We start from the raw sequence: 25,089 nt of genomic DNA, 5'->3' as shown, positions 1-25,089 counted from the left end.
GGATAAATTATATTTTTAACATAATTATTATACCTGATCTAAGGTTCGCCTAAATGCGGTTGGGTTATTCAGGTTTTTAAATTGAGTCGGTGTAAGACCTGTATTTTTTTTAAATTGGTTGCTGAGATAAGCAGTACTCGAATAATTGAGTTTTTCCGCGATCTCCGCCAAAGTTAGTTCATCATAAATTAACAACTCTTTGATGTATTCTATCTTTTGAAAAATAGCATATTTTTCAATACTCGTTCCGCTTACAGATGAAAATAATGCACTCAGAGTACTATATTCCAGAAATAGGTTATCACATAATATCTCTGAAAGGTTTCTATTTAAATATTGGTATGGCTGACGTGTGTAATCGATGATCACTAGTTTTATTTTCTCAATAACACGCGTGTTTTTATCATCTATCAATTCAAATCCAATAGCATGCAAGCTTTCTTGTATATGTTCGCGTTGTGTCGGTTTCAAGGTTCCTTCTAAAGTAACGACACCTAATTGAAGATCACTATAAGGGATATGCAACTCTTTAAATATATGTTCTACAGCCATTTTGCATCTGTTGCAGACCATATTTTTAATAAAGAGTTGCATATAATTTTTTATAAAACGTTAATTTCTTTTAATACATTATTCATGTTGCGGACCGCCTCAGCACTTTTATGTAATTTTTGCTTTTCCTCTTCCGACAAGTTCAAAGGTACGATTTTATCCCAACCATTTTTATTAATGATAACAGGGACACCTAAAGTGATATCTGATAGTTCAAATTCTCCATCTAAAAATACACTAGCTGTGAAGAGTTTATTTTGATCACGAACAATACTCTCGACGACAGCTGCAGTTGCTGCTCCTGGAGCATACCAAGCCGATGTACCAATTAAAGCTGTCAATGTAGCACCTCCTACCATTGTTTTTTGTACGATTTCATCTTGCTCGTCTTCGTTCAAAAAATCACTTACAGGAATACTGTTCCAAGTAGCATGTTTGATCAGCGGAATCATTGTAGTATCGCCATGACCACCTATAACAATTGCATTAAGGTCCCCTGCAGAAGCATTTAATTTATCACTTAATTGATATTTGAATCGAGCAGAATCCAGTGTTCCGCCCATACCGATAATTCTATTCTTAGGCAGGCCAGAACTTTGTAGGGCAAGATAAGTCATTGTATCCATAGGATTAGAAACGATCACAATAATGATATCTGGTGAATGTTTAACCAAATTATCGACCACCGTTTTAACAATATTAGCATTCGTACCAATTAACTCTTCTCTAGTCATTCCAGGTTTTCTAGGAATTCCAGATGTAATAACCGCCACTGTCGAACCAGCTGTAGCACTGTAGTCATTGGTAACGCCTTTAATTTTAGAATCAAAACCTAATAAGGCAGCAGTCTGTGACATATCTTGTGCTTTACCTTCTGCAAAACCCTCTTTAATATCTAAAAGTATGATTTCTTCAGCAACTTCTCTTCTCATTAAATTATCTGCAGTGGTCGCTCCAACTGCTCCTGCACCAACTATTGTAACTTTCATAAGCTTATTAATTTTGGTCCTTAGACATTAATTTTTCTTTGAATTTACTCATTAAATGGTAGGAATACAATTAAGTTTTATAAAAAGTAATTCCAAATAAAAGGGAGAAACTTTCGTTCTCCCTTTTATTTAGAATGGATAGCCAATCGCTAAATTAAACATCAAATTGTTTTTTCGCCATTGGCTACTTCCCAAATCGATATCTTTAAATACCCAACGATCTCCTTTTTCTAAGTAGGGGATACGGAATGGAATTGAAAAATCTGTTCTTAAAATTAAAAAAGTAAAGTCAAATCTTAAACCTAGTCCACCGCCAACAGCCAATTCTGTTAGGAAATCTTTACTAAACTTTGCTCCAGGTTTTTCATCATCCGTATTTTGCAACCACACATTACCCGCGTCAATAAACGCTGCCCAGTGTACAAATCCTGCAAGTTTAGCACGATATTCAGTATTGAGCTCCAATTTGATATCACCGGTTTGATCCGCATAAAATTTGTCCGTACCAATATTCTGAGGTTTCAAAGTTCCAGGACCGATTGCACGTGCTGCAAATGCTCGGATACTATTAGGACCACCCACATAATATTGTTTTAAATAGGGGAGTGCACGTGAGTTTCCATAGGAATAACTTAAACCCACACTAACGCGAGAAGCCAATTGCGAATTTTCACTCAATTTAAGATAGTGTCTACCATCACCACTTACTTTAATATATTGAGAAAAGTAAGCGTTAAATAGTTTAAAAGTCTTGCCTTCATTATAGTTAGCGCCCTTAAGAAGTCCCAAAACATTGCCCGATAAATCTAAATTTCCTTTAAAATAAAAAGTGTTCTTTAGATTTTTATTCATCGTATTTGACAAGGTGAAATTGTAGTTTGGACCAATGGTGAATTGCGGCTCAATAGCATGTCTTAAGGTAGGCACAGTATCCAGTTGAGCTTTATATTCATCAGACACACGACTAGGTTGTACATAAGTGATTTCTAATAATCCTAGATCATGTTGTTTTTCTTGTGATTCTTGCCAAATATAACCGTAGTCGAGTTTGAGAGAACGTAAAGTATAAGCTTTGGTTCTATTCAAGAATTCAAACCCTGTTTTAATATATGTTTTTGGTATGTACCTACGACTCGGATCTATTTTAAAAGGTGACAGAATACGGGGTAGTGTCAAGGTAAGATCAGCTCCATAGCGATAATAGCTCGAATTTAAGCTAACACTTCCCCCCGTCTGCGTTTCGTAACCACCAAATACATTGAGACTAAGTAATTCAGCTCCTTTAAATGCATTGTGCAGTTGCCAGTTTACATTAAGCTCCGTACCATTATAGACGGATGCCATTTTACCTAAAAGCTCCACCCGAATTGATTTTTTAGGAAGAGGAGTAAGGTAGTAGTAAACATCTAATCCATTTTTAACATCCTTACTATCTACAAAATTGTTTTTAACAAATTTGAAACTGTTTAAATTGACAAGATGACTGATCGTCTTGTTATGTGCATCACGGTTATAAAGATCCCCTTTTTTGAAGAAAATATGATTGGCAAGAACGGGTTTTCTGAAGGTGTTTTGCCTATCTATAAAATAATACGAACTATCAAATAGTTCGGCATTACGAGGTGCACGCTGATAACCTGTTCCGGCATCTGTATAATTTGGATAGATGTATATATTATTAATTTTCGATGGCGCTTTGGCAATTTCTGGTGTTTCAGGCTTCAGGGTTACATACAAATTTACTTTATTGTTTCCAATGGTGCTATCCACTTGTACCAATAAATAATCAGGACTGAAATAATAGTAACCAATCTTTTTGAGTTCATTGTCTATTCGGTCGCGTTCGTTTAATATATCATCAAGATCATAATGTTTACCCACTATTAAGAGTGATTTTTCACGTGATTGCAATATATCTTGACCAAGCTGGGTGGTGCTATCCACGTCAAATTTGACTGATTTTATTCGGTAGATTAAATTGGTTGTAGCAATATAGTGAATAGTCGCTTCTTTATCTTTAATGGTTGTATCAGATTTAACCTCAGCATTAAAAAAACCGATATTTTCTAGTCGATTCCGAAGTAAGTTCTCATTGTATTCTCTGTTAACATCACTTAACAGAACAGGCTCTTCCCCCATTTTTTTCAATTGCTTCTTTATGAAATTTCTTCCAACTGAATCACCAGCCATATTATTGAAAGCTAGTTTATAACGCCATCCAAATAATGATTTATTTGGTTTTGGCATAAGCACTTGTTCCAAATGTGTCGCTAATATCTTTTTTTGTTCTTTAGGAATCGTATCTGACTCAATGTCAACATGACCGTCAACGTATAAGGATTGACCTTCTTTTAAATTTTTAGTTGTTGAACAAGAAGCAATGAAAAGCCCCAATAATAAAACTAAAGCTATAAATTGATTACTATTTTTCATTCTTCTCCCTTTCTTCATTTCTAATCACTTTTTCTCCTATTGTATCTACTTTCTGATTTGTCGAATCAGTTTTATTATTTGAATCTGTCTTTTGTATTTTTGGTTTTTGATTATCATAGCGTTCCTTGTATTTTTTAGGATCGTTACGCATTATGCTATCACGTATCACATACCTGACGCTATCACGATAAACCGAATCTGTTTCCATTCGCTCTACATCAAAACGTTTTCTAAAACTTTTGCTGCCAGAATTATATTCGTTTAGCTTTTTAGAATTCATCCAAATTTCTTTAAATTTATTGTAGCTCATATTGATGATAAATCCAATACCCGTTTCTACATATTGTCCCTGAAGAGTTACTTGATACTGATTTTTACGGTACACACGTGCAAAATAGCGTCCATCTGGTGACAATTGATAATCTAAACTGATATCGCCAGCGATATTAGCAGCCTGTTCCCCAGGTCTTGAATTACCTTCAACCTCAAAATTAGAACCAATCGTTATTTTCAAACGATCATTGAATAACATTTTTGAAACTCCAATATTTAGGTCAGTACGCGTTTCTCCAACTCCAGTGGTGAAATCTTGTTCCGATTGTAAGTCAAAATCTAATTCCACACCTTTTATAAGATCTGATGCCAAGCGATTTAATTGCGAAGTAAGCAACGAACTTACGCTATTTCGTGCCATCGATTCAACGCCACCACCACCGGATAAACTTTCAAATGGGTTGGAAGCCATAAATCGACCTAAAACGATCAAAGAGAAAACTTGTTTATTGATTTCTGAGGGATCTGTACGAAGCTGCGAAAGGGCATTGTTAACTTTACTTACAACATCTTGAGAGGCGATTGCATTATTTTCATCCAAGTCAATATCAAATCCCAATTTAGGTTCAAAAAGTTGTTCTGTTATCAATAGATTCACATTAAAAGGAACACGTTGTTTGTAAAGATTGGAGTTCTCTGCACCCAGTTGAGTTTGTACAAGTTCTAGCGTAGGAGCTTTTACTTTATATACAGCAGTAATATCCAATCGTGCGTCTAATGGATCGCCTGCCCAAGTAATTGTGCTACCTTCTTTAAATAAGAATTCACGTTTAACAGGTCCAAATGAAAAGGAATAGCTGCCTTTTTCTACGGTGTAAGTACCTGACATGGTGATTTTATTACTCGCATCGATTCCGGCATTTAATTCTGCCTCACCTTGAATATTCAACGCGTCTTGAGAACCTTCATCCAAGATGACTTTAAATTTAGCATTTTTATCTGTTTGTAAATTTAAAGTAACATCTATGCCTGTAAGCTTAGTGGTCGTTAGTGAATCTAATTTAGCAAAAACATTAGTCCTTGTTGTATCGCTTTTATCCACAAATTCTACTACACCTTTTCTTTCCACCATTCCAGGCTCATCATTTGGCATAATGAAGACAAAATCAGTTTTATCTTGCACCTTGATATTTCCATCTACAACAGGCTTATCAAGCGTGCCTCGTATTCGTAAATCTGAAGAAACGTACATCTTACCGAAAAATAGATCATTATCTTGTCGAGTAGAGTTCACTACCTCAAAATTATCTGTTTTAAGATTTAAATTAAAATCATAATCGATGTAGTTTTGAGTTAGAATGGTGCCATTCATAGTACCACTATTTCCTTTCTTATCTTTTATGTTGAAATCCGATAATGTAATGCCTCTATTATTAAAGGCAATTTTTTCGTTATCAATAAAGAATGCCGCATTTAGCATAGCAACATTAAACTCTGCTTTATTAAAGTTCAAATCACCATTGATGGCGGGTTTATCGGTAGTTCCCGAAATTTTTAATTGTCCCTCAACATCTCCCTTTGATTCTTTTAAATAACCAAAACTAAATGCTTGGATGGTTTTCATCTTTAAAGGGGCGATGTTTAGAACAGCATCAAATGTTGCTGCTCCTTTTGGAGGACTTATAAATTCACCGATTAAACTGACGTTATTACCATTTTCAGTGATACTCACATTTGCTGCATATGTATTTTCTTTTTCATTATTTACTTTAATATTGACATTACCAATTGTATCTGTCCCTAAGTAAAATTTATCAATGCCAATGTCAGAAACAAAAACAGGACTGCTTTCCAGACGCGAAATAGTTGCTTGTCCATTAATACCCCCGCCTAAATTCATATCATCTGCAGCGACCATTTTACTGAGAGTTTCAATTCTAAAATTTTTGAAAACGAGATCAATAGGGGAGTTTAGAACACTATCTTGTGATTTAATTTCTAATAATTGTCCGTTGTTTTCAAGGACGAAGTTATGTGCTTGAATACCAGCATTTCCAAATGAAATAACATTTGTACTATCGACATTCCATTTTTCATAGTTTAACATCAGCCCATTTTCAAGTAAGCTAAAGAGAAAGTTTCCACGGTCGACTTTCATATTAGCACCTAAATGATATTGTTCCTTATCTTGTTTATCCTTAATCCAAAGACCAAAATCAAGGTTGTTTTTAATGACCTTACCACTGAAAACAGTATTGATCAATTCAATGTTGCTTACTTTAATCTTATTGATAAGAGCTGAATAGTACATTGTGCTGTCAACTGTTGTTAAATCTAGAGATACGCTATTGATATCCGTACCTGCATAAACAATTTTTGGAGCGTTGAGTTTAGCTTGAATCAATTTACTCTTACTGTTAAACATACCGTCCAACGTAATGTCTTTCATCTCAGTAAGATCAGGTAAAAATTCTTTGATAAATTTGGTTCTGGTCAACTGCGCTGAAAATTCGAATTGCTGATCCTCATATTTTGGAAGGACAACTGGTGCCCCAGGTTGGTAATATACATATACAATATCCTGGATAGCAGTACCTAATTCCATTAATTTATATTTACCAACTAAATGGGCATTCAAAAATGTCGATTTTAACATTAAAAGATTAGAGCTACTATCTGATCTCGCAATTAGTGAAATACTATCAACACTATAGCGGTCATTATTATATGCAATAGACGAATTGATGACATGTGCTTCCCCATTCAAATAATTTGGATCTGCAGTTTCAAAATGTCCAACCAATTTACCATGATAGCGAAAGTCATCCTCCATCAATTTTAAATTTTGCAGATTGACACTATCCACCATCAATTCAAAATTAACTTTTGGATACTTTTGACTCATATCGGCATCAGCATTTAAATTAAATTTGATATTAGGATCAACACTGCTGACATTCGCTTCAATATCACCAGCATTGGCACGCATGTTCATGTCGATGTCATGGTAACGGTATCCAAGTGCATCCAGTTGAATCAGTTTGCCATCTACGTTAGCTATTGCTTTCTTAGGATCAAGTCCGTGACCTTTTACATTGGCTTCAAAGGATAAAATACCTAATACAGAATCTTGCTTTAAAATCTTTCCGATATCAAAGTCCTTAATAGATACAAAAGCATCATATGTCGTATCACGCTTTGAAATATCAAATTTACCATTGACTTTGGCTGTTCCTTTTTCTGTGACCAATGCCAAGTTGGTATTGAATGATTGCATTCCACCCTTAAATGTTCCCGTTAGCCCAATTGCATTTGGAAGTTCAAGGTTTTTGGGGAATAGCGATTTAGCAACGAGCTGTTCAATATCAGATCGTCCAGTAGTGAATTTTTTGAGCGTAAGGTCGATGGACATCTTGTCAACATCAGGAAGTCCCTTAATCCTGGCACTGGCAATTACTTTCGTATTTGATAATGTACTGAAGTCCAGGTGGGGGATATTCAGGTCATTCAATTTCCCAATTACTTTTCCGTCGATGTTGAATTTTTTATTCATTAACGGATGCATGATCTCCATCGTATCCAAGAAAGGTGCGAAATAATAAATATCGCGCATATCGACGTGACTCTTTTTTATATTGGCATTGACAGTAAGTAGTTCTGGTTTTTCCGATATGGCTTCCAAAGATGGATAGGATATCTTAATATAATCTTGTAATAATGTTTTAGCTGTTGCTGCATATAGATTTTTGATTTCAGCACCCGTATTGGTATAGATAAAATCACCTTTTAAGCTTTTAATTTCGAAACCAGAATGATCTTTTGCTGTTAGAGATTTTAACGACCCACTGATTGAGTCTGCACTGTAGAACAAGTCCGTCATCGCTGTATTGATCGCGGGGATTTTAATATTGAAATAATCAAATCCCTTCATGCGAGCCTGATTGTCATCTTTATACCAAACGTTGGTATTGTTGATGTTGATATCAGAAACAGAAACAACCCAATTTACTTTACTAGGAGTTGATGCTGTGGTGTTACTTTCAGTTTTAGGTTGAGTTGCTTTTGCTATTTTATCAAAAAATACTTGTGAATCAGATCCTTCTAAACTTATTTTTTTTATATCAACAACTTCTTTATTAAGATCGATACTATTGATATCAGCATATAGTTTTTGAATAGAAAATTTTGTTCTCATTTTGGATGATTTATCCTCATAGTGAACATTTATATTTCTCAGGTCAGCGATGTCGATACCAATATCAGGTAAAAGAGAAGTAGCAATAGTAGTGGGATCTGTAATTCCAAAATCTTCAACACTAGGACCGTCGCCTTCGTCTGTAGGATTCCATTGTGTAATGATAGCACCCAAACCATCAATATTAATTTTTGGCATATCAAATGCCATATTTTTTGTTAGGTCAAATTTCTTGATCCGCGTATCAAAATGTTTTAAATAGACATCGGCATTTGTACCGATAACATCATCTGCATAAACAACGTGAAAACGTTCAAATATGACTTTATCCATATTGAATACCATTGCCGAAGTAGTGTCGGTTTTGGCTTTAGTAGTTTCGGGACTGGCAAATGCCTTAATAATATAATCAAAATTGAAACTGCTATCAGGCATAGACCTACGAATTTTTGCTGTTATACCCGTAGCTTCCAATTGTTGAATCTCGACTGTACTTTTAAGCAATTTTATCATATTGATATCTACCTTTATTGCTTCTCCCGCAATTAGGGTGTCCTTAGATTGATCTTCAAGATAGATATTCTCTAAAACAAGTTTTTTAGGAAATTCTATATTAACACGTCCAATGCGGACGGGTGTTCCTATTTTTCCCTCCACATAAGTCGTTACTTTTCCTGCAATATAAGTTTGCACAGAAGGAAGTCGAATTAAAAAAATAACGAGAAGTATGAGTCCAATTACAGATCCAATGATCCATAATAGGGTCTTTAATGCGATACGGCTAAATTTATTCAAAATATATTCTAGTCTTTTGTAAACCCCTAATTTAATATTATAACGTAAAACAGGTAATTATGTTTATACTTTGCTCATTATTTTATAAACTTTTTAAGGTTGAATGATATGTTAATATTACCCCATTTAATTGTATATTGGAGGTTAATTTTTCAATCTTAGCGATGTTAATCAAAAATAATGCCTTAATTCCACAAAAATAGCATACTATTATCTAGGTTTTAGCAAGATTGATAATTTATTTTTTTCTGTGTATATTCGTTAAAATCAACATTAAACAAATGGAAAGAAAAAAATTTTTAAGTTCATTGGCGCTAGCAGGCGTCGGGGGTACTATATTCACTTCATGCTTAAATTCTGAAGACAAATCACAAATGAAAGATACACACGCAGGCTTTTCTCCAGGATTTATTTTTCATAGTGTTTATTTTTGGCTAAAAGATGGAATCAATAAAGAAGAAGAAAAGGATTTTTTGAATTTTTTTGAAATTTTAAAGAAAGTGCCAGGAATAGAATCTTGTCATATCGGAAAACCAGCAGCGACAAATCCACGACCAGTTGTAGATAATACATTTTCATACCATATTATGTTGACATTTGCCAATATGGAAGCAATAACGAAATATGAGACCCACCCGGATCATCTGGCAGGTATTGATCAGTATAGTAAGTATTGGAAGAAAGTAGAAGTAAAAGATACCCTACTAGGCGAGTAGGGAGTTAACTAATATAGTGAGAACCATATGTTCTCACTGTATTAGTTAACCTCAATATGTTGAGAAGTATCCGGATTGTCTTGATCATTCTCATCTTTATCCTTCCTTTCGACCGTTATTTTACACTCGGTTAATAGTGCAGCCATAGCTCCAACTGCCGCAAATACGGGGGCAAATATGAGTCCGATAGCACCCACTGTAACAGGAAAACTCATTATTTCTTTCCCTGATTTATCAGAAATACTGATCTTCGTTACGTTTCCATCAGCAATGAGTTCTTTAATCTTCTTTAATAGATTTTCACCAGTAATCGAAAATGTTTCTTTAATACTCATAATGTTTTGATTTTTAATTTGATAACTTTTAAATATAACCATTTTTCATCAGTAATTATAGTGAAAATTTTAAAAGCGGTGTTCACGTTTAAATTCATTAAATCTGGATTTATTTTTACCATCTACCCTTGATGCTACCGCCCATATTGCTGCGGGCAACCAACCGATAAGCGTAATCTGCAAAATCAAACATAAAATTCCAGAGAAAATTTTCCCTCTTAAAAAAAAGGACAACCAGGGTAATAATACAGCTATTAAAATCATATCTTCTATTTTTAAACTTGTTCAAATATAAATTCTATTTTACTGGACATTCGCTGGTTTTAGGTAAGACTATTGAAAATATCGGCGAATACATGCTATTAAAAGGTAAAAGAAATGTGCGATAATGGGCCATGATTTACTTCAATTCAATCAGCTCGCTTAAAATATGACCATCCCACCTATACTTGATTTGGCTTTTAGTCTCCATATAATTAGGCTCATCCAAATTGTCATCGATATTCTCAGCCTCTACTATTTTTTTATAAATCATCGTCGGATCGCCTTTATGTTCTGAAGGAAATAATATAGTTTCGTCACGATAGAATACTCCTGCATCAGAAATGGTCATTTTACTTGGAAAATGAATGAGTTCTTGACCATTCCACGCAAAATAGTAATATTGGGTAGCTATCCCACATGCTTCACCTAAAAAAGCTGAACGATGAATATTTTTAATATTTTTTAACCCCATTGCTCCTAAGATCTTAGTATCGGTACCAGTTTGATCGTTTACTTCTGCTTGATATAAAGCGCGAGCAATGACTTTTTTTTCTCGATCAAAGACTTTGATCTCAGCATCATAGTAAGATGCTGAATTTTCTGTAGATGGTCTAAATTTTTTAAAACCATAAATGAATTGTTCGCCATCTTGATTTTGTACACTATTAAGAGCTAACAAACCTAGCCAGATGAAACCTTCTTTTTTAACATTATCTTTTACATAGCTTATTTTATGCCATGGAGCATAAAATCCTCTTACTGTACTACCATTGTATCCATCACTTTTAATTATAACCATTTTACCTTCTTGAAGAGAATCTACTAATTTAGATTTTGTATCTGGATATTCTCGAATATAAGCCATTTCAGCAAAGACATAAGTTGTGTCACCTTTTTGAAGATTCCATAAGTTATACTCTTCGTTTAAAGCATAAGCAGCAGGTTGCTCCTGTGCATGAATCAATAAAAATGCTAAGGAAGATATCAATACCGTGATTATTTTTTTCATTTTTTATTAACTAATTTTCAGTTGTAAAATTCATTTAGTGTGTAAAATCCCAATGTTAATTACAAATCTGAGTCCAAAAAAATAGTTACGTTTTGACTATCTATTTTTCAATAATAACTTTATCAACAATGAAGATTTTATACTATAATCAGTGGGATAGGCATAAAAATGCCTCAAAAAATAAACATTTTTTGAGGCATTTTTATATTTTACGAGATGAATTAAGATAAACTCGCCAAGCTTTCTGCCAATATTTTCATCTTGGATTCAGCATCAGCTTTTTTATTTTGTTCATTTTGAATAATTTCAGGTTTCGCATTTTGAACGAACCTTTCATTTGATAATTTCTTGTCTACAGAAGACAAAAAGCCTTTTAAATAGTCAATTTCTTTTGTTATCCTTTCGCGTTCAGCGTCCACATCTATGTTTTCTTCAAGAGCGACATAACATTCTTCTTTACCTGCCAAGAAACTAACTGCTCCAATGACTTTCTCGTGTACAAAAGTTAATTGCTCAATATTGGCCAATTTGATGATGCTTTCTTGATAATTTGTAAAATCAATCTCTGTCGCATTGATCGCAAGGGGTAAAGCAATCTTAGGAGAGATTTGTTTGGTATTGCGGATATTCCGAACTTCAGATATAATCTGTTGTACAAAAGTAAACTCTTTGATGATTTTTTGATCGATATCACCTACGGTAGGATATTCAGCAACGATAATACAATCTTTCACATCGCGTTGTCCAAACAATTCATCATGCCATAATTCTTCAGATAAGAAAGGCATAAATGGATGTACTAGTGTCAGTATACGTTTGAAAAATTCTTTTACGACTTCAAACGTTTCCGTTTCAATAGGCGCCTGATATGCTGGTTTTACCAATTCTAAGTACCAAGCACAGAAATCATCCCATATCAATTTATAAGTTGACATCAAGGCATCCGATAGGCGATAATTGTTAAAATGATCTTCTATCTCGATTAATGTAGCATTAAATTTACTTTCAAACCATTTTGCAGCAGTTTTCTGAGCTTCAGTGGCAGGAGTATTTGTGGTCTCCCATCCTTTAACTAAGCGAAATGCATTCCAGATTTTATTCGCAAAATTACGACCTTGTTCACAATACGATACATCAAACATTAAGTCATTTCCAGCAGGAGAAGACAGCAACATACCTACACGTACACCATCTGTTCCGTATTGTGCCATTAATTCGATAGGATCAGGAGAATTACCCAATGATTTAGACATTTTACGTCCTAGTTTATCACGAACGATACCAGTTAAATATACATTTTTGAAAGGAGCTTTACCGGTATATTCATGTCCCATAATCATCATGCGGGCTACCCAGAAAAATAGAATTTCAGGAGCTGTAACCAGATCATTGGTAGGATAGTAATAATTAAATTCTTCATTTTCAGGATTGCGAACGCCATCAAAAACCGACATTGGCCATAAACCAGATGAAAACCAAGTATCAAGAACATCTTCTTCCTGACGGATATTTGATGAAACTTTTCCCTGTGCTTCAAACTCGGTAATGGCTTCAGCTTCAGTTTTGGCAACCACCCATTCATTTTTCTCATTATACCAAGCTGGTATACGTTGTCCCCACCATAATTGGCGGGAAATACACCAATCTTTGACATTTTCCATCCAATGTTTGTAGCTGGATGTAAATTTATCAGGAATTAGATTAACCTCTCCACTGACAACATAATCAAGTGCTGGTTGTGCCAATTTATCCATTTTGCACCACCATTGCATCGATAGCTTGGGTTCAATTGCAGCATCCGTACGTTCTGAAAAACCTACTTGAGACTTATAATCTTCGATTTTTTCGATTTGACCTACTTCTTCTAAAAGTTTTGCAATCTTTTTACGAGCTATAAAACGATCTTCACCTACTAATATTTGAGCATGAGCATTTAATGTTCCATCATCATTTAATAAATCGATAATTTCTAAATTATGCTTTTGACCTAACGCATAATCGTTTAAATCGTGAGCTGGAGTTACTTTTAAACATCCTGTCCCGAACTCTATATCTACATATTCATCTTCGATTATTGGAATCTCGCGATTTATTAAAGGGATGATCACCGTTTTACCTTTTAGGTGCGTATAACGTTCATCATTAGGATTGATACAGATGGCAGCATCTGCCATAATTGTCTCCGGACGAGTCGTAGCAATGATGATGAATTCATTCGAATCCTTAATCTTATAACGGATATAATATAATTTTTGATTCACTTCCCGACGGATTACCTCCTCATCAGATAAAGCTGTTTTTCCTTGAGGATCCCAGTTTACCATACGGACACCACGGTAGATATAACCTTCTTTATAGAATTTAATAAAGGTGTCGATAACCGATTCGGAAAGATCAGCATCCATGGTGAATTTCGTGCGCTCCCAATCGCAAGAAGCACCTAATTTTTCCAATTGTTTTAGGATAATACCACCGTATTTTTCTTTCCACTCCCATGCATGCTTAAGAAAATCTTCGCGAGATAATGATTTTTTATCAATACCTTGTTCTTTTAGCATAGCTACAACCTTAGCTTCTGTAGCAATAGAGGCATGGTCGGTACCAGGGACCCAACATGCATTTTTACCTTGCATACGTGCGCGACGAATCAATACATCTTGAATAGTATTGTTCAGCATATGTCCCATGTGCAATACGCCAGTGACGTTTGGAGGAGGCATTACGATAGTATACGGTTCACGCTCATCGGGTGTAGAACGGAAAAATCCATTCTCCATCCAATAGCTGTACCATTTGTCTTCAGCTTCTTTAGGATTGTAAGTTTTTGCTATACTCATGATAATTTTTTTTCAAAATCGTTTGCAAATTTAACGATTTTAGTTGTTTTATTGAAGTTTAATATTGCTATTTCAAAAAATGGTTTTTGGACTGTTTTTCGAGATTTCGGGGAAGAGTAAATTAGGTGAATTGGAGGTATTATCGTACGATTTCATATTGGCAGTTGAAGAGAGGTTTAACTTATTGATAACTTGGTTTTTATTTTGTAATCTAATCTTAAAGTATCATATTATGAAATTATTGATAATATCGTAATATTTTTATAACATAATCTTCACAATCCAATCAATTATTATTGAAATAGCGTACATTTGCGTGTTTTAATTAAATACTAAAAATGAACAAAATTGCCAGTGAGTTGAAGGCCTTGACTCAGTATTTTTTATTTTGGCTTATCATATGCTTTATCGATCGATTACTTTTTATAAGTGCTTTTTATGATAAAATTGGATCCAAGCATTTTTTTGATGTTTTTAAAATCTATTATCATGGCCTGAGTTTAGATTTTTCAGCAGTATCATACATCTGTGTTATTCCTTTTGTTATTTATTGTATCTTATCTTTTATACCACATAAACGCTTTAAAAGAAAGGTTTTAGATATTTATACTATTAGTTTATTGGTCATTTACTTTGTGGTATCTTTTATTAATATCAACATTTACAGAGAGTGGGGAGATAAGATTTCAAAGCGGGCCATTGATGCCTTCTTGGCATCGCCTTCTGGAGCTGTAGCTTCTGCTGAATCGACTCCTGTTTTTTTCCCTGTTTTTGGTATGATCATAGGTATTGTAGTAGGCTATTTTTTATATCGATGGATGTTCAAAAAAGTTCATTTTTATAATATTATATTGCCACGTCAGAATACGATCAAATTAATATTGGGCGCCCTTTTATTATTTACCTTCATAAGAGGTGGATATGGAAGAGCTACCCTAAACCCTAGTAAAGCTTATTTCTCTGAACAAAGTTTCTATAATCATGCAGCTGTAAATACACAATGGGCATTATTACGTGATTATTTCTCTAAAAGTACCCGTTTAAAGAGTCCTTATCATTTTTATGATGATGAGTCACAAGTACATGCTGTATTAAAACCGGCATTCCTATCAACTCCAGATTCATCTGTTTCCATATTAACCACAAAGCGGCCAAATATTGTTGTCATTATGTTGGAAAGTTTTGTGGGTGGTTTGATTGAATCCATGGGGGGAGAAAAAGGAATCACTCCTAATTTCGAAAAGCTCATTAATCAGGGTGTATTTTTTGATCATGTTTATGCCGCTGCAGATCGATCGGATAAAGGTATGATTGGTATATTTAGTGCTTTTCCTGCCCAAGGACCGGAAAGTATTATTAAGTATATCGATAAACATGAAAACTTGCCGGCAGTTGGTCAAGAACTTAGCACTGCAGGTTATCATGGATCATTTTATCATGGTGGGCAAAGTGAATTTTATAATTTTAAGTCTTACATGCTCATGCATGGCGTTTCGAAAGTTGTTGATAATGCTAACTTTGGGGTAGAGGCGGCAAGAGCATCATGGGGGGTTTATGATCATGTTGTTTTCAAACGAATGTTGCATGATTTTGATACTGAAAAAACACCCTTTTTCTCCACTATTTTTACATTAATCAATCACGAGCCCTTTAACTTACCGGATGGTTATAAATTCGGAACTAAAACCAATGCTGATAAATTTAGAAGTACAGCTTTTTATACAGATTCTGTAGTGTATGACTTTATCAATCAAGCAAAAAGTAAAAGCTGGTACAAAAATACGTTATTTGTTGTCGTTGCAGATCATGGACATCGACTTCCTGCTGAAAAATGGGAGTTGTCAAATCCGCATCGATTTCATATTCCGTTATTATTTTTTGGCGACGTTATTAAACCTGAGTTTAGAGGTAAGAAAATTGAACAAATTGGTAACCAGACTGATATAGTGTCTACTTTATTGCATCAGTTAAACCTTTCTTCGGAAAGATACCATTGGAGTCGAGATTTATTAAATCCTACAACACCGCAAATTGCATTTTACAATTCCAAAGATGCCTTTGGTGTGATTACGCCTGAGCAGGTTGTCAGTTTCGATAATGTAGGAAAAATCATCAATTATAAACAACATAGTGATTATTCACAATCGAAAACAGATAGTTTGCTGAATATCGGAAAAGCTTACTATCAGGAAGTGTACAAAGAGTTTTTAAAATATTAGTCAGAAAATATGATAAAGTTGAAAGGATCATTTGCACCATATTTGGGTTTGTTGATTCGATTCCTGATGTTGCTGTTGATTTACGCTTTTTTAAGATTTGGATTTTATTGGTTCAATTATTCGTTATTTCCGAATATCAGTGTTGATCAATTGTTATACATGTTTTGGGGAGGAGTCAAATTTGATATTGTAGCATTATTATATTTAAATGTGCTGTATCTATTGATGCAGATTATACCAGCTCCATTTAAATATAGTACAACTTATCAAAATACCGCGAAAAAGATTTTTATCATCACCAATTCAATAGGAATTGCCTTAAACTTAGTTGATTTCGTATATTATCCTTTTACTTTGAAGAGAACCACTGGTACAGTATTCGACCAGTTTTCGCATGAACAAAATCTAGGGTCTTTAGCTCTTGATTTTTGTATGGATTATTGGTATCTTTTTGTACTACTAGCAGTATTGATATATATACTGGTCAAGATCTATGATCTAGTATATATAGTCAGACCGAAATCTTTCAAGTGGGCTGCATATGGTATTCAAACCGCTTGTTTTTTATTTGCTATTTTTCTATTTATAGGTGGAGTTCGCGGGGGATGGGCACATAGTACTAGACCCATTACATTGAGTAATGCAGGGGACTATGTAACAAATCCTGAAGAGATGAATATTGTGCTGAATACACCTTTTAGCTTAATGAAAACATTGAAAGCTGTTAATCTAAAACCGATTCATACTTATACCCCAAAAGAATTAACAGCGATATATAATCCGATCCATTACCCACAAGGTAAAGCATCATTTAGAAAGATGAATGTGGTCTTTTTAATTTTGGAAAGCTTTGCTAAAGAACATTTCGGTGAGTTAAATAAAGATATTCAAGACGGAAAGTATAGAGGGTATACACCATTTTTAGATTCATTGATACGTGGAGGTTATACATTTGAACATACCTATGCCAATGGACGTAAATCAATTGATGCACTCCCTTCTGTTATAACAGGCATTCCTTCGATAGGAGAACCGTTTGTCCTTTCGGTATATTCAGGTAATAAAACAACCAGTATTGCTAAATTATTGGGAGATGAAGGCTATGAGACAGCATTCTTTCATGGAGCTCCAAATGGTAGTATGGGATTTTCAGCTTATATGAAATTAGCAGGTATTCAACATTACTATGGTAAAAATGAATATAATAATGATGCAGATTTTGATGGTATATGGGGCATTTGGGATGAACCTTTTATGCAGTATATGGCAAAGGAAATCAATACCTTTAAGCAACCATTTTTTGCCAGTTTCTTTTCACTATCTTCGCATCATCCTTTTAAAGTTCCAGCAAAGTATGAAGGAGTTTTTCCAAAAGGACCCTTACCTGTTCAGGAACCAATTGGATATACGGATAATGCCTTACGTCAATTTTTTAAAACTGCAGCTACCATGCCTTGGTACAGAAATACCCTGTTTGTCATCTGTGCAGATCATGCAACTGTAAGTGCTTTGCCAGAATATCAGACAGCTGCAAATAGCTTTGCTATTCCTATTATTCTATATACTCCAGGAGGGGAATTAAAAGGCAGAAGTGATAAGTTAGCACAGCAAATTGATATTATGCCAACCGTTTTGAATTATTTGCATTACGATAAACCTTATTTTGCTTTTGGGTTTGATGCATTGAACCCTACAAAAGAAAATTTTGTCGTGAATAATAATGCAGGAATTTATAATTTTTACTACAAAGATTATCTGTTGATTAATGACGGGAGAAAAAATCTATCATTACATAATCTTAAAGATGATCGTTTCATGAAGCAAGATTTATTAAAACAATCACCACTTGTGCTAGATACAATGGAAACCAAGTTCAAAGCTTTTGAACAACAGTATAACAATAGGATGATTGAAAATAAACTTATTTACGAAATTAAATAATCGATCATAAGTCCTTAAAATATAAAAGCATCTCCATGCCGGAGATGCTTTTATATTTTAAGGACTAGTTATCTCAGTTTCGTGTTGTTTGATGTGGGGTTAATATAATAGCATATTAACGTCTATATCTATTTTGAATTCATGAGTTATTCAAATAGCCAATCGGTATTTACCCTAATGAGCTTACAGAATGACTATAGGTTGAAACTTATTCTTATAGTGATTTGTCAGGTTTTAATACAGAACTTTAGAAAAAATGTAAATTATAGACAAAGACTCCTATCTTTTTAGAACCTGAAAAGAGCTATTTGATATCTATTCCCTATTCATGATCACAAATGTATCAATTTGTAATCATTAGTCCGTGAACTACAGCAGTAATCCTTATCTTTGCATCATGTCTGAACACGCTATTTTGGAACAAGAAACAATTGTGGCATTAGCCACAGCAAGTGGTAATGGTGCTATTGCGGTAATTCGTCTTTCAGGAAAAGATGCTATTGTGATTACCAATCAGGTATTTAGAGGAAAAGATTTATTGAAACAACCCTCACATACCCTTCATTTTGGTACGATACGTGACGGTCAGGAGATCATTGATGAAGTGTTGGTTTCACTATTTGTTGGCCCCAATTCCTATACTAAAGAAAATGTGGTAGAAATTTCTACACATAATTCAAAGTATATTATTGAAAGAGTCATGAGCTTACTGATTAAAAAGGGAGCTCGCGCTGCTAAAGCTGGAGAGTTTACACTTCGTGCTTTTTTGAATGGAGGGATGGACCTTTCTCAAGCAGAAGCTGTTGCAGATTTGATTGCATCAAACTCTGCAGCTTCTCATCAGATTGCGATGCAGCAGATGCGGGGAGGTTTCTCTAATCAATTGAAAAAGTTACGGGACGACTTGATCCATTTCGCATCCTTAATCGAATTGGAATTAGATTTTTCTGAAGAAGATGTTGAATTTGCAAACCGTGATCAATTGAAAAGTCTGATAAAAGAGATTAATCAAGTGGTGAGCAAATTGATTTCGTCATTTGAACAAGGAAACGTACTGAAGAATGGAGTACCAGTAGTAATTGCGGGAAAGCCTAATGTGGGTAAATCGACTTTATTGAATGCTTTATTAAATGAAGAGCGCGCCATTGTATCCGATATTGCTGGTACCACAAGAGATACGATTGAAGATGAAATAAATATCAAAGGGATTACATTTCGATTTATTGATACAGCTGGTATTCGCGAAACAATAGATGTGATCGAAGCCAAAGGCGTTGAGCGCACGCGCGAGAAAATGAAGCAGGCACGTTTGATCATCTATCTATTTGATCCGACCCAAGATCAAGTGCAAGATATTCAAAATCAGATCACCGAAGTTTCGATATTAAATATCCCGTTTGTTACGATAATTAATAAAGCAGATTTGCTTACACAAGAACAAAAATTACACTATGAGCTTCTTAAGCCGTTGTATATATCTGCAAAAGAGCAAATAGGTGTGGAAGAACTTAAAGATGAGCTATTGGCACAAGTAAATCTGGCAAATTTAAATACGGATGACGTTTTAGTGACCAACATTCGACATGTAGAAGCCCTCCAACATACACGGTCATCCTTAGAACGTGTGCTTTATGGTATTGATAATCCTGTAACATCCGACTTTTTAGCCATGGATATCCGTCAATCTTTATATCACTTAGGAGAAATTACAGGATCGGTATCAACAGATGATTTACTTGATAATATATTTTCAAAATTCTGTATCGGGAAATAAATCTGTTTTTCTTTAGTTTACTTTGTGTTCTTTTGTTTGACTGTCAGTCTTTTATGGTCGACTTGTCTTTTCTTTAAATTACTTTATTACTATATTCGTTGACTATTTGCTACACCTCCAAATTATTTGGAGGTGTAGCATTGTACACCTTGAATATAGTCTAATGAAAATAACACTAAAGGAGAAGAAGCTGAAGAGCGGAATGATTAGTCTTTATATAGAATTTTATAAAGGCATGAAAGTAGGTGATGATGGGAAACGTACTCATCTTAGAGATTTTGAATATTTAAAGCTCTACCAATTTGAAAAACCTAAACTAGCTAGTGAAAAGAAAAATAACAAAGAGAATCTTGAACTTGCCGAAAGTATCCTAGCTATCCATAAGGCAGATTATGCCCAGGGTAAATACGGTCTTAAAAATAACATTAAGGCAAAGAGACCTTTTCTAGATTATTTTAAGGAAAAATCTAATGATCACATTAATTCAAGTAATAATTATGGTGTTTGGACATCTGTACAGTCTCATCTGGTAAGGATCATAAGTCCCAACTTAATTTTTGATGAGGTAACAGAAGATTTCTGTAAAAAGATTCGACATTACTTTGATCAAGAAGCTCGCACCAAAAGTAATTTACCTTTGTCCGCTAATTCGAAGTACACCTATTTTAATAAATTCAAAGCTTGCTTAAAAAGTGCCTTTAATGATGGTTACTTAACCATAAATCTTGCTCAAAAACTAAAGAGCTTTGATCAAGGGGAATCCCAAAGAGAATACTTAACCTTTGAAGAACTCCAAAAACTAATCATTACTTACTGCAAATATTCTGTTCTAAAGAACGCATTTCTGTTTTCATGCCTTTCAGGACTTCGCTGGTCTGATTGCAATAAGCTAATTTGGTCAGAGGTTCGTGATGAAGGTAATGGGGTTTATCGTATAAATTTCAGACAAAAGAAGACTGATGGTGTGGAATACCTTTATGTATCTAAACAGACGGTAGACCTTCTTGGAGAACGAGGTAATCCTAATGAACGAGTTTTTAGGGGCTTGAAGTATGGAATGACCTATAACAATGAATTAGCCAAATGGGTGCTCAACTCAGGAGTCATGCGCCACATTACTTTCCATTCGGCACGCCATACGAATGCAGTGCTTTTGCTTGAGAATGGTGCTGATCTGTATACTGTTCAAAAACGTTTAGGGCATAAAGTCATTAAAACTACGGCTATATATGCTAAAATAGCAGATGCAAAAATGCGTGAATCTGCTTACTTAATTCCTGAACTTAACTTTTAAAAATATATCAATATGTTAAACGATTATATATACTACACCTCAGTAGTAATCCTTTTATATCAAATATTCAGAGCAGCTTGGCATTGGGGTAAATCATTTATTGAGTTTATGTTTGGTGAACAATCAAAGAAATTTAAACCAAAAATAGAAAAACCTAGAATGTTCTTTCATTTAATTACTATTGGATTTTCAGTTACAGCATTTATTCAATTGACAAATTTTTCTGATGATGTGAACTATTTAAACTATATACAATTATTCTATTTGATAGTGATTATCTTTTTTGGAATAATGTTTCACTTAACTTGGTGTGATATATTTAAAACGAGATTTGTACCCGCTATTAAGAGAAGTCTGAACAGGCCTTCTTCTGATTTTAAATCTAATTATCAATATGAAGAAGGTATTGCTATATTTAGAAGTTTGGTTTCAAATGGATATTTAATTTATGAAGATGTAAACGTTCAATTGAATATGGAAAAGCAATTTATAGACATACTAGTAAAAGGAGTTTTACCAGAAAAGTCTCTCTTCTATCTCCAAATGAATTATCATCAGATCAATGTTATATACGAGAGGATGTTACCTAGAATTTCACAATTCCCTTGGGATTATTTTTTAAGAATATTTACAGATTTTGAAGGAGAGATCAATCTTTCGTCTCTTCAATCATCAGTTTCTACAGCCAAAAAGAAAATGTTAATTAAAAAAAAGAATCAATATGCGCGTGAACAAAATATAATTGAATCTATATTTTTACCTACTCCAAAATACGGTTAAGAATATTGGTTAATTTGGTTAAGAACTTAACTTTCGGCCAGATTTTATTACCACTCTATATTTCTTTGCTTGACTTAACAAACAAAGTTGATCATGGAGAAAAACGAATTAATATTAGAAAAATTAGACCGATTAGAAAAATATTTAATCGGTTTTAAAAACATTTTGAATGTTGATGACCTGGCATTTTATACAGGTTATAAACCTGCCTACATTTATAAGCTGGTTCACGAATCAAAGATCCCCTACTCTAAGTCGGAGTCGGGTGGGTCAAAACTATTTTTTAGTCGCGAAGCTATTGATTCATGGTTGATGGGTAACAGCCATAAATCTAAAAAAGAATCACAAATTAAAGCTTTTAATCACATTTCAGGAACCTTAAAAAAGAAGGGATAAGTATTGCTACTTATCCCTTCTTTGGAATTTCTTATTGATGTTATCGACAATGCAAATATAAGAAATTCAGTTGTATATATTTTTAAAACATAAGAGTTTCTATTATGAGTGTGATTGAATTAAAATTAATTCGTGTTATCAAAATGCTGAAAGAGTACTATGATTTCCGATACAATATTGTCCAAAATATAATTGAGGTAAAACCTAAGAGTCAAATTGACTATACAGAGGCTAATGAAAATGATTTAGTCATTGAATTACAAGCTAAAAAACTTGCGGCGTCTAATAATAATGTAATAACCTTTCTCAAGTCAAATAGAATTGAGAAATACGATCCTTTTCTGGAATATTTTCAGAAATGTCACAAAAAGTATGTAGAATCTAAACATTCTGGATATATACGTGCTTTTTTGGAACACGTAAAGACTGAAGATCAATATAGATTTATTGTTCAATTTACTAAATGGTTTATTAGGACGGTTAAATGTGCATTATGCAATAATTACTTTAATAAAAATGCAATAGTGCTTGTTTCTTCTGGTAGACAAAATTTAGGAAAATCTTCATTTACAAGGTTTTTACTCCCAGAAGAGCTCACCAGCTATTATATAGAAAATCCAAGATTGGGAACTGATATGGATATTGCTTTATCAGCTAATTTAATCTGCATTTTAGATGATTTAGGCAATATGAAGAACACCGATCTAGAAGAATTCAAATCATCTATGTCACGGTTACATGTTAATGTAAGACGACCATATGCCCATAATCCAAAAATGACTCCAAGAAGAATTTCTTTCATTGGTTCAACGGATACATATTCTTTTCTCACCGCAGATGCAACGGTTCGATGGATATGTTTCGACGTCTCGGAAATTGATTGGGCATATTCAAAAGACACTGATATAGATCTTGTTTGGGGTGAGGCTTATGATTTATTTCTGAATGGATTTGACTGCGAAGTATCTAAGGATGAGATAATCCACAACGAACAATATAATAGCTTATTTAAAACACATACGCTGGAGTACGAAATGATTTCTAAATATTATGCTATTGGCACAGAAGAAGATTATGATGCAATTATGATGTCATCAGAAATACTAAATGATCTGCAAAGTAAAACCTACTTAAAATATAATGATAAAAAAATTGGACAGGCATTACGATCACTAGGGTTTATTGCTGTAAATAGAAGAAATCATATGAATGCTAAAGGTGAACTTATTTCAGATTCAAGACGTGTATACTTTATTAAATATATACCGACTACATGACTACATATAAAGTAAAGAGTAAGATAATTAGTGTTTAAACCTTGTTTTTTGTGTAGTCAGTAAAAAATATGTTAGTGACTACACAACAACAATTAAAATGAAAATAATTATGAGGACCAAAGAGATCAATACGATACCAATACCAGATTTTCTTCAATCAATCTCAATCTATCCAGAATGTAAATATCATGGATATTGGATGTATAAATCTTTAATAAATCCAGAGCAGAAGACTGGAAGTTTAAAAGTGTCTGCTAACAACCTATGGGTTGATTATTCTGCTGATAATCTCGGTGGCACCTTAATCGATCTAATTTTGCTGCTATTTCCGAGTTTAACTGTAAAGGATATTATAGGTAAATTCTCTAATGGTGGTTTTTCTTTTCACCAGCAAGCACTTTTGTCAAAGGCGAAGTTGTATAATTCCCCTTCCCTAAAAATAATCGCATATGAATCTATCTTGAATCATCCAGGGCTATGTAGGTACCTACAGAATATGAGAAAGATTGATATTGAGGTAGCATCACGGTATTTGAAGGCTTTTCAATATCAAGTTCATGGTAAAATATATTGGAATCTTGGTGCGAAAAACCATCTTAATGGATATAACCTATTTGCTGAAGGATTTAAATGTGCAACTAAGCAGGGAGTAACAATTTTTAGCCGCACAGATACAAAATCTATAATTTGTTTTGAAGGAATCATCGATTTTTTAAGTTTTCTAATGCTGTTCCCAGATCAGGAATATAAGGTAGACTATTGCATTTTAAATTCTGTTAATAATATCAAAATGACACAAGAACTTTTGACCGCCAAAAAACATATAATAAGTTGTCTCGATAATGACAAAGCGGGAGAGATGGCAACAAATAAATTAAGGATACTGTCAAGAATTGAAGGTCTTAAATTTTCAGATATGAGATATCGTTTTAAAGGATTTAAGGATCTGAATGATTTTCTTTTGAGCAAAGAAAAATGAAGAGATCGAAATAGAGCAAGCTATGTGGTTG

At 33.9% G+C, this 25,089-nt stretch carries 17 protein-coding genes; 9 read left to right on the top strand and 8 right to left on the bottom strand.

Features of this window, described 5'->3' with window-relative positions:
* Window positions 1–27 precede the first annotated feature (27 nt).
* The 4 genes from AC06G9_RS16885 to AC06G9_RS16870 all read right to left on the bottom strand — a co-directional run bounded on the left by AC06G9_RS16885 (window position 28) and on the right by AC06G9_RS16870 (window position 9,237).
* The gene (locus AC06G9_RS16885; RefSeq protein ID WP_480956831.1) at window positions 28–552 is read right to left on the bottom strand and encodes a helix-turn-helix domain-containing protein; all 525 of its coding nucleotides are present in this window, start codon (window positions 550–552) and stop codon (window positions 28–30) included.
* 50 nt (window positions 553–602) lie between these two features.
* Window positions 603–1,541 carry a malate dehydrogenase gene (locus tag AC06G9_RS16880; RefSeq protein ID WP_045753713.1) on the bottom strand — a complete coding sequence of 313 codons (939 nt, stop codon included), beginning with the start codon at window positions 1,539–1,541 and terminating at the stop codon, window positions 603–605.
* Between the two features lie 129 nt (window positions 1,542–1,670).
* The gene (gene tamL, locus AC06G9_RS16875) at window positions 1,671–3,974 is read right to left on the bottom strand and encodes a translocation and assembly module lipoprotein TamL (protein ID WP_260948583.1); all 2,304 of its coding nucleotides are present in this window, start codon (window positions 3,972–3,974) and stop codon (window positions 1,671–1,673) included.
* Complete coding sequence (locus AC06G9_RS16870) at window positions 3,964–9,237, bottom strand: translocation/assembly module TamB domain-containing protein (protein WP_480956830.1); 5,274 nt, start codon at window positions 9,235–9,237, stop codon at window positions 3,964–3,966. The genes tamL and AC06G9_RS16870 overlap by 11 nt, the downstream gene beginning before the upstream one ends.
* 281 nt (window positions 9,238–9,518) lie before the next feature.
* Here AC06G9_RS16870 and AC06G9_RS16865 point away from each other — a divergent pair, with 281 nt between their 5' ends.
* Window positions 9,519–9,953 carry a Dabb family protein gene (locus tag AC06G9_RS16865; protein ID WP_045753716.1) on the top strand — a complete coding sequence of 145 codons (435 nt, stop codon included), beginning with the start codon at window positions 9,519–9,521 and terminating at the stop codon, window positions 9,951–9,953.
* A 41-nt stretch (window positions 9,954–9,994) separates the two neighbouring features.
* On the opposite strand, the gene AC06G9_RS16860 is transcribed toward AC06G9_RS16865, so the two are convergent.
* The 4 genes from AC06G9_RS16860 to AC06G9_RS16845 form a co-directional block, all read right to left on the bottom strand.
* Window positions 9,995–10,288, bottom strand: a complete 294-nt coding sequence (locus AC06G9_RS16860; RefSeq protein ID WP_045755435.1) for a DUF4342 domain-containing protein — start codon at window positions 10,286–10,288, stop codon at window positions 9,995–9,997.
* 69 nt (window positions 10,289–10,357) lie between these two features.
* Window positions 10,358–10,552: a YqaE/Pmp3 family membrane protein gene (locus AC06G9_RS16855; protein WP_480956829.1), complete on the bottom strand. Its 195-nt coding sequence runs from the start codon at window positions 10,550–10,552 to the stop codon at window positions 10,358–10,360.
* A gap of 136 nt (window positions 10,553–10,688) precedes the next feature.
* Complete coding sequence (locus AC06G9_RS16850; protein WP_480956828.1) at window positions 10,689–11,561, bottom strand: hypothetical protein; 873 nt, start codon at window positions 11,559–11,561, stop codon at window positions 10,689–10,691.
* 221 nt (window positions 11,562–11,782) lie between these two features.
* On the bottom strand, window positions 11,783–14,398 hold the full coding sequence (locus tag AC06G9_RS16845) for a valine--tRNA ligase (RefSeq protein WP_480956827.1): 2,616 nt from the start codon (window positions 14,396–14,398) through the stop codon (window positions 11,783–11,785).
* 338 nt (window positions 14,399–14,736) lie between these two features.
* Here AC06G9_RS16845 and AC06G9_RS16840 point away from each other — a divergent pair, with 338 nt between their 5' ends.
* The 8 genes from AC06G9_RS16840 to AC06G9_RS16805 all read left to right on the top strand — a co-directional run bounded on the left by AC06G9_RS16840 (window position 14,737) and on the right by AC06G9_RS16805 (window position 25,058).
* On the top strand, window positions 14,737–16,617 hold the full coding sequence (locus AC06G9_RS16840; RefSeq protein ID WP_480956826.1) for an LTA synthase family protein: 1,881 nt from the start codon (window positions 14,737–14,739) through the stop codon (window positions 16,615–16,617).
* Window positions 16,618–16,626: 9 nt separating this feature from the next.
* Window positions 16,627–18,558: an LTA synthase family protein gene (locus AC06G9_RS16835; RefSeq protein WP_480956825.1), complete on the top strand. Its 1,932-nt coding sequence runs from the start codon at window positions 16,627–16,629 to the stop codon at window positions 18,556–18,558.
* A 397-nt stretch (window positions 18,559–18,955) separates the two neighbouring features.
* Window positions 18,956–20,332: a tRNA uridine-5-carboxymethylaminomethyl(34) synthesis GTPase MnmE gene (mnmE, locus tag AC06G9_RS16830; RefSeq protein ID WP_346605033.1), complete on the top strand. Its 1,377-nt coding sequence runs from the start codon at window positions 18,956–18,958 to the stop codon at window positions 20,330–20,332.
* Window positions 20,333–20,495: 163 nt separating this feature from the next.
* Window positions 20,496–21,626 (top strand): site-specific integrase, encoded by a 1,131-nt coding sequence (locus AC06G9_RS16825; RefSeq protein WP_480956824.1) that lies wholly within the window; start codon window positions 20,496–20,498, stop codon window positions 21,624–21,626.
* A 12-nt stretch (window positions 21,627–21,638) separates the two neighbouring features.
* Window positions 21,639–22,406, top strand: coding sequence for a hypothetical protein (locus AC06G9_RS16820; protein ID WP_480956823.1), 768 nt, complete (start codon window positions 21,639–21,641; stop codon window positions 22,404–22,406).
* Window positions 22,407–22,499: 93 nt separating this feature from the next.
* A complete protein-coding gene (locus AC06G9_RS16815) occupies window positions 22,500–22,802 on the top strand; it encodes a helix-turn-helix transcriptional regulator (RefSeq protein ID WP_480956822.1) in 303 nt (100 codons plus the stop codon).
* A gap of 104 nt (window positions 22,803–22,906) precedes the next feature.
* Complete coding sequence (locus AC06G9_RS16810) at window positions 22,907–24,079, top strand: VapE domain-containing protein (RefSeq protein ID WP_480956821.1); 1,173 nt, start codon at window positions 22,907–22,909, stop codon at window positions 24,077–24,079.
* A 97-nt stretch (window positions 24,080–24,176) separates the two neighbouring features.
* Window positions 24,177–25,058: a toprim domain-containing protein gene (locus tag AC06G9_RS16805; protein ID WP_480956820.1), complete on the top strand. Its 882-nt coding sequence runs from the start codon at window positions 24,177–24,179 to the stop codon at window positions 25,056–25,058.
* Window positions 25,059–25,089: the final 31 nt, after the last annotated feature.

This window comes from Sphingobacterium sp. MAE (assembly GCF_056711605.1).
This window is presented reverse-complemented; position numbering and strand designations above follow the sequence as displayed.

Bases quoted from the DNA above. Each gene is read 5' to 3' on its own strand.
- AC06G9_RS16885 (WP_480956831.1), bottom strand. From the start codon at position 552: ATGGCTGTAGAACATATATTTAAAGAGTTGCATATCCCTTATAGTGAT.
- AC06G9_RS16880 (WP_045753713.1), bottom strand. From the start codon at position 1,541: ATGAAAGTTACAATAGTTGGTGCAGGAGCAGTTGGAGCGACCACTGCA.
- tamL (WP_260948583.1), bottom strand. From the start codon at position 3,974: ATGAAAAATAGTAATCAATTTATAGCTTTAGTTTTATTATTGGGGCTT.
- AC06G9_RS16865 (WP_045753716.1), top strand. From the start codon at position 9,519: ATGGAAAGAAAAAAATTTTTAAGTTCATTGGCGCTAGCAGGCGTCGGG.
- AC06G9_RS16860 (WP_045755435.1), bottom strand. From the start codon at position 10,288: ATGAGTATTAAAGAAACATTTTCGATTACTGGTGAAAATCTATTAAAG.
- AC06G9_RS16855 (WP_480956829.1), bottom strand. From the start codon at position 10,552: ATGATTTTAATAGCTGTATTATTACCCTGGTTGTCCTTTTTTTTAAGA.
- AC06G9_RS16850 (WP_480956828.1), bottom strand. From the start codon at position 11,561: ATGAAAAAAATAATCACGGTATTGATATCTTCCTTAGCATTTTTATTG.
- AC06G9_RS16845 (WP_480956827.1), bottom strand. From the start codon at position 14,398: ATGAGTATAGCAAAAACTTACAATCCTAAAGAAGCTGAAGACAAATGG.
- AC06G9_RS16840 (WP_480956826.1), top strand. From the start codon at position 14,737: ATGAACAAAATTGCCAGTGAGTTGAAGGCCTTGACTCAGTATTTTTTA.
- AC06G9_RS16835 (WP_480956825.1), top strand. From the start codon at position 16,627: ATGATAAAGTTGAAAGGATCATTTGCACCATATTTGGGTTTGTTGATT.
- mnmE (WP_346605033.1), top strand. From the start codon at position 18,956: ATGTCTGAACACGCTATTTTGGAACAAGAAACAATTGTGGCATTAGCC.
- AC06G9_RS16825 (WP_480956824.1), top strand. From the start codon at position 20,496: ATGAAAATAACACTAAAGGAGAAGAAGCTGAAGAGCGGAATGATTAGT.
- AC06G9_RS16820 (WP_480956823.1), top strand. From the start codon at position 21,639: ATGTTAAACGATTATATATACTACACCTCAGTAGTAATCCTTTTATAT.
- AC06G9_RS16815 (WP_480956822.1), top strand. From the start codon at position 22,500: ATGGAGAAAAACGAATTAATATTAGAAAAATTAGACCGATTAGAAAAA.
- AC06G9_RS16810 (WP_480956821.1), top strand. From the start codon at position 22,907: ATGAGTGTGATTGAATTAAAATTAATTCGTGTTATCAAAATGCTGAAA.
- AC06G9_RS16805 (WP_480956820.1), top strand. From the start codon at position 24,177: ATGAAAATAATTATGAGGACCAAAGAGATCAATACGATACCAATACCA.